We start from the raw sequence: 10,988 nt of genomic DNA, 5'->3' as shown, positions 1-10,988 counted from the left end.
TCCTGCTCGATCTGGCCCGCGGCGCCGACCTGGTATTCGTCGGGGAGGACGAGGCCGAGGCCGCGTGGAACATTCGCGGCGCGCACGCGATTCGGCACGGATCCCCGGTCGGGCGCCCGCTCGCGTTCGGCCCCGGTCGGGCCCGGTCCCCGACCGACACCATCGCGGTGATCGTTCCGTGCCCGCAGGCGCGCACCGCGTGCACGTCGACCCGGTGCGCCCGGGCGCCGGCGCCTCGAACGCCTCCGCGTAGCGGCCACCACCCGAGTGCGCAACATGCGCCGGGTGCCCCCGACCCTGTTCGCCGGTCAGCGTCGCCCGTACGGTCAGCGCGTCCGCGCCGTCCCGCTCCACGGTGCCCCCGCCGTGCAATCGCACAAATCCGCGACCCGGCGACCGAGGGTGGTCGCGGCGCCCGCTCGGCATCGCGCCCCGAGGTCGACGCGGACCCGCCGGTCGACCCTTCCCGGCCCATCGACCACCGCCCTGCGGCCACCGCTCGCCGGTCCGAATCGGGCTCTGCGCGGCACCCGATGTGCGGCGAACACGAGTCGGCCGTCGCCGCGTACGGCCGGCCGACCCGCCGGACGCGCGTGCGGAGTTGGCGCAGGCGGAGTGTCGGGCGCGGCTGCGCGGGCATCGGTATCCGGAACCACCCGTGCTCGGCGGACGCGCCGAACTGCGCTGCGGGGTCGCCGAGTTCCCGGCGGCCGACCGGACGCTCGGTCGCCTGGAGGCGCTCGCCGCGAGCCCGTCGCCGCCCACCGAGACGGTCGGCGACACGGTCGTGTGGGGCCGGCGGCCACGCTGTTCGCGAATGCCGAGACGGACGTCGACCCGGTGCCGTCGGGCGTCGACCCGGTGGTGTGGGCCCGGGAGTTGTCGCCGATGACCTCCACCGGGGCGTTGGCCCGCCGCGATCCGGCGGGCGTCGTGCCGACGGCCGAGTTGCTCGCGGCGGTGTTGCGATGGGAGGGTGATCCGGTCGGTGCGGCCGAGGCGCTCGGACTCGGTGCGGCGTTGCGCGGCATCGTCGACGCGGGCGGCCCGGACCCGCACCGGTCGGTGGACCGACTCGCCGCGGTGCCTGGCCCGGCAGGCTGCCGTGTGGCCCACGAGCGCGGCGCCACACTGCCCCGCGGGCAGACTCCGGACATCGTGCCGGCCCGACTCGAACCGGTTGGCGTGCGGAACCCGCCACGACAGGACGGGAGTTGGGGGCGGGCTTGGGGAGCGATGAAATGCCCGAATTTGCATCTGCCGGCCATGGATCCATTATTGGGTCGCAAATACAAGCTGATCAGTCGTATCGGCTTGCAGATGTATTTTGTGTCCGGGTCCGTCGGCATGGGCATGATCCGGAGCGGTGGCTGAACGGGTGATCACGCGATCGGAGGGAGCAGCGATGAGCGATCGCGGGATCCGGGAGGTCGGGCTGGACGGGGAGTTGACCAGGGTCGCCGGGACCGAGGTGCGGATCGTCGTCGACGCCATCGCGGCCTGGGGCATCGAGTGGGTCGACGGCCCGACGGTGGACCGGATGCGTGGACACGTCGCCGCCGTGCGCAGTGCCCGACGCCGCGTCGCGCCCCCCGAGCATCGGCTCGACTACCGACGCCGGCAGAGCCCGCGAGCGTGGGCCGCGCGGGCGATAGCCGTGCTGCGGGACGCGAACTCGGCCCGCGCGGTGGCCGCCGGCGCGGCGCTGCGCCGCAACCATCCGGCCGCCCAGGGATGGCGGGCGGGTGGCCTGACCCCCGAGGACCACGCGCTGCTCGATCTGGTCCAGCGGTTGTCCGAGGGCATCGCCGACCCCGAGCGCGCGGACCGACCGGAGGACGAACCGCTGATCCGCCGACTGCTCGACGAGGGCAACCACTCCAAGGAGGCGATGTGCCGCCTCCTCAACGACGCACCGGGTGGCCTGGGCATCGGCGGCCGTCAGGAGATCGGCTCCGAGACTCCGCGTGAGCGGGTGCGGCTGCGCCTGGTCTCGGGAGACTCCGGGCGCTGAGCCCCCGGGCAGCCGGACCCGCACCCCGCGGTGCCCGGGCCCGCCGGGATGCGACCGGGCGCCGCGCGGTCAGCCGAACGCCGCCTCGAAGCGGGTGCGGATGTCGCTCAGCCGCCGCACCGGCTCGTTGGCGAAGACCAGACGCAGATGTGTACTGCCCTGCGGGCCCCAGCCGTGCATCGGCGTGGCCGCGATCCGGCCGAGCCGGAACAGCCGTTCGGCGGCCGACTCCGGGGCCAGGCCCATCGCGGCGGTGTCGATCAACAGCGACCAGCCGCCGTGCGGCCGGATGCACGGGTAGTCGGCGAGGGCGTCCAGGATGGTCGCGCACCGATCCCGCCAGATCGCGGTCGCGGCGGCGACGTCGGCGTCCGCGTCGGGTGCGGACAGCGCGGCGGCGACGGCCGCCTGACCGATGCCCACCGGGCAGACCACGTTGCTCAGACCGACGAGTTTGACGTCGGCCATGATCTCGGCGGGGCCGGCCACCCAGCCCACCCGCCAACCGATCATCCGCAGTTCCTTGGAGGCCGCGCCGCAGGTGATGGTGCGGTGTGCCAGCCCCGGATGCGCCGCCGGATGGTCGGGGGCCGTGCCGTCGAACCGGATGCGTTCCATCGCCGCGTCGTAGATCACCCAACAGTCGTGCTCGGCCACCGCGCGGGCCAGCGCGTCCCAGTGCGTGTGATCCAGCAGCGCGCCGGTGGGCATCACCGGGGCCGTCACCAGCACGGCGGCGGTGTTCGGGCCGACCGCGGCGGCGAGTTCCTCCGGATCGGTGCTCCAGCCGGCCGGGCCCGCGGTGCAGCGTACGAACCGGGGCACGCCGCCGACGAGGCGGACCCGGTTGATCAGGCCCGCGTAGATCGGGTCGGCCAGCACCACCTCGCGCCCGGGTTCGACCGTGGCGAGCAGCACGTTGAGCACGCCGTTGAGTCCACCGGCGGCGTTGACCACCTCCGTGTGCGGGTCGTAGGCGCGCCCCGCGAGGCGACCCACGTGCGCCGCGACGGCCTCGCGCAGGGCGAGCGACCCGTGGAAGGGCAGATAGCTGTTCGCCGCGTCGTCCTCGATCGCGGCCCTGGTGGCGGTCAGGGCGACGGCCGGCGGGCGGAGGTCGGTGTCGAGATTCTCCAGCCGCAGCAGATCCGGATCCCGGGCGGCGTCGGCGGCGTCGCCGACCTTGTCCACGCCGATGCCGGGAATGTGTTCGAGCCGGGAGACGCGCACGACCATGTGTTCTCCATCCCTACCGTGTCGAGGATCGTTACTTCGCGTGTATCGCACCCTCCGCCGCTTTACCCCCTCGCGTCCGCGCCACCGCACGACTGTGATCGGGGTCTCGTTTCTTTGGCCAAGTATCGTGCTGCCAAAGCGAGTCGGCGGACGGTTGACTCCCCTCATGGCAACCACACTCGGGCCCGAGAGTCCGGTACCACCGGACCGGCCGGGACCCTTCGGCATCGGCACCATCGAGTTCCCGTTCTGGACCGGTGGACCCGGGTTCACCCTCGCCAGGATCAGCTACCCGGCCGAGCACGACGGCTGGTTGGCCCCGGCGGACAAGTCCGAGGGTTCGTACCCGTCCATCGTCGTCGCGCCGGCGACCTGGACCGGTTCGAACATGTACGACTGGTTCACCGACTACGTGGTGCGGCACGGCTACATCGTCTTCCGCTACTTTCCGGAGAACATCCTCGCGCTCGATCCGCACGTGCACGCCGACACCATCAGCGATGCCATCGACAAGCTGATCGACATCGACGACGACCGGTTCAACCCGCTGCGCGGCCTGATCAGGCAGGACGCGTTCGCCGCGCTCGGGGTGTCCCTGGGCGGGGCCGGCGCACTGGTCGCGGCGGCCCGGGACAAGCGCATCCGCGCGGTGGTGGGCCTGGCCCCCGGCCGCAACGTCAAGGAACCCGACCTGTACGCGCGGATCGACCTCGACGTCGCCCGGGTGGCCGCGCCGACGCTGATCGTGTCCGGGCAGAACGACCGGATCTCCCCCGGATCGGGTGTGCACTACCTGGATCTGGTGCCGCAGGGCTACAAGGCGTACGTGGAGATCAGCGGCGGCAACCACGTGCAGTTCCTGGACCCGAGCGACATGGACATCCACCTGCCCGGCCTGCCCCGGGACGGCAGGCCCGGGATCGACTTCGCCGAACAACACGCGATCACCAACGTGTACACGACCGCGTTCTTGCACGCGGCGCTCAAGGGGTACGGCCACTGCGAGGCGTACGTGTCCGGCGAGGACGCGATGCTGGCGCTGAAGAACGGGCGGCTGTCCGATCTGCGTTCGGTGGTGGGCCCGCTGCCGCTGCCCTTCCCGGCGGTGACCAGCGGGGTTCGCGGCGCTGCCGCGGCGGCGGGAACGGCGGTGGCCTCCGGCAACCTGGTGGAGGCGGCGACCACGGTCGCCTCGGCGGTGCTGCTGCGGGTCAACGGGCTGGTGCGGGACGTGGCCCGAGGGGTGGAGCGGGCGACGGTGGCGGTGGAGAAGCGCATCGGGCGGTGACCGTCCCCGAAGCGGGATCATCCGGGCCCCGACCTCCGAAGCGGAACCCCGGTGCCCGGCGTGCGAAGCGGGATCATCCGGCGCCGCGGGCCGGCGCCGGGTCAGCCGCCCGCGTCGGCGGCGAAGGACTCGGCTGCGGCACGGGCGAGTTCGTCCTCGTACTCGGCCGCGTCCCCGCTGACCCCGACCCCGCCCACCGGCCGGCCGTCGACCAGGAGCGGATGGCCGCCGCGGCCCAGGTACCAACTCCCGTGCTGGACGAAGCTCTGTGCGAACACCGGCCGGTCACCCAGGAGTTCCTCCATGGTCGCGGTGGCCCGCCCGAACGCGGCGGCGGTGCGGGCCTTGGCCGCGGCCAGATCCGCGCTGAACCGCAGTGCGCCGTCCATGCGTTCGAAGGCGACCGGTACGCCGGCGCCGTCCACCACCGCGACGCTCACCGCGCGGCCGGCCGCCGCCGCCGCGGCCACCACGTCCCGCACGATCGTCCGGGCCGCGCTCGCGGCCACCTCGTGGCTCGGCACGACCCGGTTCCCGTTCGCCATCGTCGCTCCCGTGTCGTCGGGCCGCGCGGACGCGATCGCACCGCGCCGCGGCCCGAGGACACCCGTCCCGGGCCGCCCCAAGGGTGCCGGCGCGAGCGTGATCGGGAAAGGGCCGCGGCCGCCGGGGATTCGCAGGCACGGACGGCGGGGCCGGATTCGACCATTCGGCGGGGTTCGGCGGCACCCGCGTTTCCGGCGTCGATTCGGCGTCGACCCTGAACCCATGGCCGACCGTGAACCCGTGAACCAAGCCGTGCTCGTGCCCCCCGGCGCCGACCTCGTCGGTGCCCAGGGCGTCCGGATCAGCGAACGTGTATCCGCCGCGACCGTGGGCGCCGGGCGCCTGTGCGGTTTCTTCGCCACGCTCGGACCCGGCGAGCGGACCGCGGTGCACCACCACGACGGCGAGGAGACCGTCGTGCTGCTCACCGCGGGAAGTTGCGACGTCTTCTCCGGCGAGGGGTTGGCGCGCGGGGTGCACCTGGGGGTGGGCGACGTCGTGTTCATCCCGTCCGGCTGCGTGCATCAGGTATTGGCCGGGCCGCACGGCTTCACCGTGTTCGAGGTGCGCTCCGGTGCCACCGACCGCACGGTGGTCGTCGGCCCCGCGTGACCCGGCGCCCCCGACCGTGCGTTGCCCTCTCGTCGATAACCATCGGCTATCACCGCCGGTCTTGGACCGGGCGGCGGTCTGCGGGACAGGGTGATGGCACGGGAACGCCGACCACGCCCCGGCCGGCGGGGACGATCACGAGGGGAAGCACACGATGAGCAGGATCTGGTTGGTCACCGGCGCGAACAGCGGCTTCGGACGGGCCGTCACCGAGGCGGCCGTGGCCGCCGGCGACACCGTGGTGGCCGCGGCGCGCCGGCCCGAGACGTTGGCCGATCTGGTGGCCGCGCATCCGGACCGGATCGAGGCGGTCCGACTGGACGTGACCGACGCGGTCGGGATCGACACCGCGGTGCGCGAACTGGTCGCCCGACACGGCCGGATCGACGTCCTGGTCAACAACGCCGGGCGCACCCACGTGGGCGCGCTGGAGGAGACCACCGACGCTGAGCTGCGCGCCCTGTTCGAGGTGCACGTCTTCGGGCCGGCGGCGCTGGTGCGGGCCGTGCTGCCGCACATGCGGGCCCGGCGGACCGGTGCGATCGTGCAGTTCAGCAGCATGGGCGGACAGATGTCGTTCGCGGGCTTCTCGGCCTACAGCGGCACCAAGTTCGCCCTGGAGGGCATGTCCGAGGCACTGGCCGACGAGGTGCGGCCGTTCGGCATCAAGGTGCTGGTGGTCGAGCCGGGCGCGTTCCGGACCGGTTTGATGGGCGCCGCCGGTGCCAGTGCCGAACTCGCCGCGTACGCCGACACCGTCGGCCACACCCGACGCATGGTCGGCGCGGGCGACGGGCAACAACCCGGCGATCCGGCCAAGGCCGCCGCCGCGATCCTGGCCGCGCTCGGCGCCGAGGCCGTCCCGCTGCGGCTGCCACTGGGCGCGGACGCGGTGGACGCGGTGCTCACCCACCTCGCCACGGTGCGGGACGAGATCCACACGTGGGAGAAGGTGTCCCGCGCGACCGACTTCGACGCGTAGGCCGGCGCCCGGGATCCGGCCGGAGGGTGTCGGGGCGGGGGGCGGCCTGGCAGTCTTGGTGTGCCGGCGCCACCCGGTGACCCGCGAGGCGCGCGCGAAGCTTACGAGGAGTGTCGATGACGGGATCCTTGCGGGACGAGATCGGCCCGGAGCGGTTCGACGAGTTGGCGGCCCAGGGCGTCCGGGACGCCATCGCCGAGTTGCACGCGGCCGGGTTGCCGTCGATCGGCACCGACGAGACCGGACGGGTGTGCAAGGTCTACGCGGACGGCACCAAGGTGTACGTCGACGACGAGCCCGAGTGACCCTGCGGCTGCTCGGGGTCGCCGGGTGGTCGGGTGCGGGGCCGAGTCGGAGGTCGTCGGCGCCGGATACGGTGGGACGCGCGAGCGCGGCGATCGGCATGGTCGAAGGGCGTGCGCGTGGACGACATTGCCCGGGCCGCAAGTCCCGATCGTGACCCAGGAGGCAGCGGTATGGAAACGCGTGTGGCCGACAACCCGGCGCAGTCCCGCTACGAGATATTCACCACCGTCGAGGCCGCTCCCGGTACCTCGACGGGCCCGGTCGCCCCGCCGCTGCGGGCGACCGAACTCGCCGGATTCGCCGAGTACTTCGTCAGCGGCGACGAGGTCGCCTTCACGCACACCGAGATCGACCCGAGGTTCGGCGGTCGGGGTCTGGGCGGTCGACTCGTGCGCGCGGCGCTGGAGGGGGTCCGGGAGCGGGGCCTCGCGGTGTTGCCCTACTGCTCGTTCGTCAGGGACTGGATCGCCAAGCACCCGGAGTACGCCGACCTGGTGCCGGAGGATCGGCGCGACGCGTTCGGGCTTTGACCACCGGGCCTCGACCCCGGTGCGCCCGCGGCCCGGCGGGGACGCCGCGGCGGCTCAGGACTCCACGGCCATCCGGATGCCCAGCGCCACCATGACCCCGCCGGACGTCTGCTCCAACCGGCGGCGGACCTTGGCGCGGCCGAGCACCGTGCGCATCCGACCGACGAACCACACGTACAGGCTGTAGTACCCGATTTCGTACACCGCCCAGATCGCGGCCAGGGCGACCATCGTGGGCAGTTGCGGCGCGCCGTGCGGGACGAACTGGGGGAGGAAGGACATCGCGAAGACGGCGGCCTTCGGGTTGGCCAGGTTCAGGGTCAGCGCGGCGCGATAGGCGCGTCGACCGCTGCCCGGTTCGGGCGCTCCCGCCGCCTTGCCGTCGGCCGCGGCCTCGGCGAATCCGGTCAGGCCGTCGCGGCGGGCCGCGCGGATGGCCTGGACGCCGAAGCCGATCAGCACGACGGCGCCGACGATGCGCATGATGTCGTAGGCGAGTTGGGAGGCGGCCAGCAGGCCGGTCAGCCCGAAGGCCGCGGCGAGTCCCCAGATGAAGACCCCGGTTTCGTTGCCGAGCACCGCCAGGAAGCCGGCGCGCCGGCTCTGCAGCGAATGTCGGATGATCAGGACCGAGCTCGGCCCGGGACTCGCCGCGATGAGCGTGCAGGCGCCCAGGAACGCCAAAAGGGTATGCGTCATGCCCCGCATCCTGGACCTGTGTCGGGTCGCGATGCCACCGATTTGCCCCGGGTGAACCGGTGTGCACCCGGCGGCCCGGTCGGGTCAGTTCGCGCCGGTCGAGGCGAGGGTGTGGTCGGCGGTTGGGGGAATGCCGCCGCGTACCGCGTCCAGATACTCGGCGATCGCGTCCCGGTTGCGGATCAGGCAGTCCACGCGTTCGGTCATCCGGTCACGTTCGTGCTCCAGCGTCGCGATCATCTCCGGTGTCGCGTCCGGGAAATGGATGATGCGCGGCTTGTCGAGGCAGGGCAGGATCTGTTTGATGATCCGGGTCGGCAGTCCGGCGTCGAGCAGGCCCCGGATCTGCAGGACCCGGTCGACACAGAACTCGTCGTAGTCGCGATAGCCATTGGGGGAGCGGCTTGCGACGATCAGGCTCTGCTCCTCGTAGTAGCGCAACAACCGGCGTGGCGTTCCGGTGCGTTCGGACAACTCGCCGATGCGCATGTGACCCACCTCATGTCTCGTCGCTTGACCCTCACATCAATGTGATGGTTCGAGCATACGCAGCATGACGAAGCAAAGCCCGACCTCGGCACCCGCCCACACCCCGACCTCGGCACCTGCCCACACCCCGATCGACGACCGAAAACTGCCGCTGGCAGCGCTGTTGGCGTTGGCCACGGCGGTCTTCGTGACCAGCCTGACCGAGACCCTGCCGGCGGGAGTGCTGCCCGCGATGAGCTCCGACCTGGGGGTCGGCGAGTCCGCGATGGGGCAGTCGGTGACGATCTACGCGATCGGTACCGCGCTCACCGCGATTCCCCTGTCGGCGGCGACCGCCGGTTGGCGCCGCAAACGCCTCCTGTTGACCGCGATGGCCGGCTTCGCGGCGGCCAACACGGTCACCGCCGTCTCCGGCAACTACCCGCTGACCATGGTGGCCCGCTTCGTCGCCGGCGTGGCCGCGGGTGTGGCCTGGGCGCTGCTGGCCGGCTACGCCCGCCGGATGGCGCCCGCCCACCTCCAGGGCAAGGCGATCGCGATCGTGATGGCGGGCATCCCGATCGCGCTGTCGCTCGGCGTACCCGCCGGGACCTTCCTCGGCGACGAGTTCGGCTGGCGGATCTCGTTCGCGGTGATGACCGGGCTCGCGCTGGTGCTGATCGCCTGGATCGTCGCGATCGTGCCGGACCACCCCGGGCAACGCCCGGGCGGGCGAACCCCGCTGCTGCACACTCTGGCCATCCCGGGGGTGGCGCCGGTCCTGTTCGTCACCCTGGTGTTCGTGCTGGCCCACACCATCCTCTACACCTACATCGCCACCTACCTGGACCGGCTGGACATGGGCGGCTCCACCGACGTGGTGCTGCTGGTCTTCGGTGGCGCCTCGCTGCTGAGCATCTGGGTCGTGGGCGTCGCGATCCACCGGCGGTTGCGCGAGTTGACCATCGCGGCCACGCTGCTGTTCGCCGCGGCGGCCACGATCCTCGCGGCCTTCTCGGACAGTCACGTCCCGGTCTACGTCGCGGTCGTGTTGTGGGGACTGGGCTGGGGCGGCGCGCCCACCCTGCTGCAGACCGCCGTCGGCGACGCGGGCGGGGACGAGGCGGACGCGGCACAGGCGATGCTCGTCACGCTGTGGAACGCGGCGATGGCCGGCGGCGGTGTGGTCGGTGCGCTCCTGCTGGACCTGATCGGTGCCGGTTCCTTCCCGTGGAGCGTGCTGGTCCTGCTGGTTCCGGTCCTCGCGGTGGTCCTCGCGGCCCGGGCCCACGGCTTCCCGGCCGGGCGCGGGCGCGCGGACGCGGCTGTGTCGGCGGGTGCGGACGCACCGGCGGGCGCGGGGGCGGTCGGCGCGGGGGATCGGCCGTGAACCCGGCTCGGGCGGCAGGATCGCTTCCGGTACTAGGCTGAAGTCATGAGCTCGCAGGCATACCTCTCGGAACTGTTCTCGCTGGAGGGCCGGGTCGCCGTGGTGACCGGCGGAAGCTCCGGTATCGGCCGTGCCATCGCCGGAGCCCTGGCCCGCGCGGGGGCGAGCGTGGTGGTCGTGGCCCGACGCGAGGCCGAACTGATCGCCAGTGTCGAGGAGTTGACCGCCCAGGGGGCCAAGGCGGCCTGGGTGAGCGGTGACCTGGGCAGCCGTGCCGGGGTGCGTGCCGCGGCCGAGGCGGCGGCCGAGGTGTTCGGCGAGCCGGACATCCTGGTCAACTCGGCGGGGATCAACCTGCGCCCGCCGATGAGCGAACTCGGGGACGACGTCTGGGACACCACGATGGCGGTGAACCTGGAGGCGCCCTTCCTGCTGGGGCAGCGCTTCGGGCCCGGCATGGCCGAGCGCGGCTACGGGCGGATCATCCACGTCTCGTCGCAGCAGGCGCATCGCGCGTTCGTGCAGAGCGGCGCCTACGGCGTGTCCAAGGGCGGGCTGGAGTCGCTGGCCCGCTCCCAGGCCGAGGCGTGGTCGCCGCACGGGGTGACCGCCAACACGCTCGTGCCCGGGTTCGTGCTGACCCCGCTCAACGCGCGACTGTCCGCCGATCCGGAGAAGGTCGCCTCGCTGGCCGCACGCACCATGGTCGGACGCAACGGTCTGGCCGAGGACTTCGAGGCCGCGGCGGTCTTCCTGGCGGGCGCCGGATCGGCGTACGTGACCGGCCAATCGATCTTCGTCGACGGCGGATTGTCGGTGCACTGACCGTACCGGCCGGGTCGGATCCGAGGCGCCCTGATCTCGTCGATGATCACGGCTTCGAGATCGGCCCGAATCTCGGTGAAGTCGCGTTCGAC

General features: G+C 72.6%; 13 protein-coding genes. 9 read left to right on the top strand and 4 right to left on the bottom strand.

Features of this window, described 5'->3' with window-relative positions:
• Nucleotides 1-789: 789 nt before the first annotated feature.
• Both ABZ374_RS47360 and ABZ374_RS47355 read left to right on the top strand, forming a co-directional pair.
• Nucleotides 790-1,374: a hypothetical protein gene (locus ABZ374_RS47360; RefSeq protein WP_360324728.1), complete on the top strand. Its 585-nt coding sequence runs from the start codon at nt 790-792 to the stop codon at nt 1,372-1,374.
• A gap of 31 nt (nt 1,375-1,405) precedes the next feature.
• Complete coding sequence (locus ABZ374_RS47355) at nt 1,406-2,014, top strand: hypothetical protein (RefSeq protein ID WP_360324726.1); 609 nt, start codon at nt 1,406-1,408, stop codon at nt 2,012-2,014.
• Between the two features lie 69 nt (nt 2,015-2,083).
• Here the strand turns inward: ABZ374_RS47355 and ABZ374_RS47350 are convergent, their stop codons facing one another.
• Entirely contained in the window at nt 2,084-3,250 is a 1,167-nt protein-coding gene (locus tag ABZ374_RS47350) for a pyridoxal phosphate-dependent aminotransferase (RefSeq protein ID WP_360324723.1), read from the bottom strand.
• A 166-nt stretch (nt 3,251-3,416) separates the two neighbouring features.
• On the opposite strand from ABZ374_RS47350, the gene ABZ374_RS47345 reads away from it, so the two are divergent.
• On the top strand, nt 3,417-4,538 hold the full coding sequence (locus ABZ374_RS47345; RefSeq protein ID WP_360324721.1) for a hypothetical protein: 1,122 nt from the start codon (nt 3,417-3,419) through the stop codon (nt 4,536-4,538).
• 101 nt (nt 4,539-4,639) lie between these two features.
• On the opposite strand, the gene ABZ374_RS47340 is transcribed toward ABZ374_RS47345, so the two are convergent.
• Nucleotides 4,640-5,083, bottom strand: a complete 444-nt coding sequence (locus ABZ374_RS47340; RefSeq protein ID WP_360324718.1) for a heme-binding protein — start codon at nt 5,081-5,083, stop codon at nt 4,640-4,642.
• A gap of 241 nt (nt 5,084-5,324) precedes the next feature.
• On the opposite strand from ABZ374_RS47340, the gene ABZ374_RS47335 reads away from it, so the two are divergent.
• The 4 genes from ABZ374_RS47335 (at nt 5,325) to ABZ374_RS47320 (ending at nt 7,514) form a co-directional block, all read left to right on the top strand.
• Entirely contained in the window at nt 5,325-5,696 is a 372-nt protein-coding gene (locus ABZ374_RS47335) for an AraC family ligand binding domain-containing protein (RefSeq protein ID WP_360324715.1), read from the top strand.
• A 154-nt stretch (nt 5,697-5,850) separates the two neighbouring features.
• Entirely contained in the window at nt 5,851-6,678 is an 828-nt protein-coding gene (locus ABZ374_RS47330; protein ID WP_360324713.1) for an oxidoreductase, read from the top strand.
• 116 nt (nt 6,679-6,794) lie between these two features.
• Nucleotides 6,795-6,983 carry a hypothetical protein gene (locus ABZ374_RS47325; RefSeq protein WP_360324710.1) on the top strand — a complete coding sequence of 63 codons (189 nt, stop codon included), beginning with the start codon at nt 6,795-6,797 and terminating at the stop codon, nt 6,981-6,983.
• 171 nt (nt 6,984-7,154) lie between these two features.
• Nucleotides 7,155-7,514, top strand: a complete 360-nt coding sequence (locus tag ABZ374_RS47320; RefSeq protein ID WP_360324707.1) for a GNAT family N-acetyltransferase — start codon at nt 7,155-7,157, stop codon at nt 7,512-7,514.
• Between the two features lie 54 nt (nt 7,515-7,568).
• On the opposite strand, the gene ABZ374_RS47315 is transcribed toward ABZ374_RS47320, so the two are convergent.
• Nucleotides 7,569-8,213: a LysE family translocator gene (locus tag ABZ374_RS47315; protein ID WP_360324704.1), complete on the bottom strand. Its 645-nt coding sequence runs from the start codon at nt 8,211-8,213 to the stop codon at nt 7,569-7,571.
• Between the two features lie 84 nt (nt 8,214-8,297).
• The gene (locus tag ABZ374_RS47310) at nt 8,298-8,702 is read right to left on the bottom strand and encodes a MerR family transcriptional regulator (protein WP_360324701.1); all 405 of its coding nucleotides are present in this window, start codon (nt 8,700-8,702) and stop codon (nt 8,298-8,300) included.
• Nucleotides 8,703-8,766: 64 nt separating this feature from the next.
• Between ABZ374_RS47310 and ABZ374_RS47305 the strand changes: the two genes are divergently transcribed.
• Together ABZ374_RS47305 and ABZ374_RS47300 are read left to right on the top strand one after the other, a co-directional pair.
• Nucleotides 8,767-10,071, top strand: a complete 1,305-nt coding sequence (locus tag ABZ374_RS47305) for an MFS transporter (RefSeq protein WP_360324698.1) — start codon at nt 8,767-8,769, stop codon at nt 10,069-10,071.
• 45 nt (nt 10,072-10,116) lie between these two features.
• On the top strand, nt 10,117-10,896 hold the full coding sequence (locus ABZ374_RS47300) for an SDR family oxidoreductase (protein WP_360324695.1): 780 nt from the start codon (nt 10,117-10,119) through the stop codon (nt 10,894-10,896).
• Nucleotides 10,897-10,988 lie beyond the last annotated feature (92 nt).

Origin of the sequence: Embleya sp. NPDC005971, from assembly GCF_040629175.1 — a bacterium.
GTDB lineage: Bacteria > Actinomycetota > Actinomycetes > Streptomycetales > Streptomycetaceae > Embleya.
Note: the sequence above shows the minus strand (reverse complement) of the source record. Positions and strands in the feature narration are given on the sequence as shown.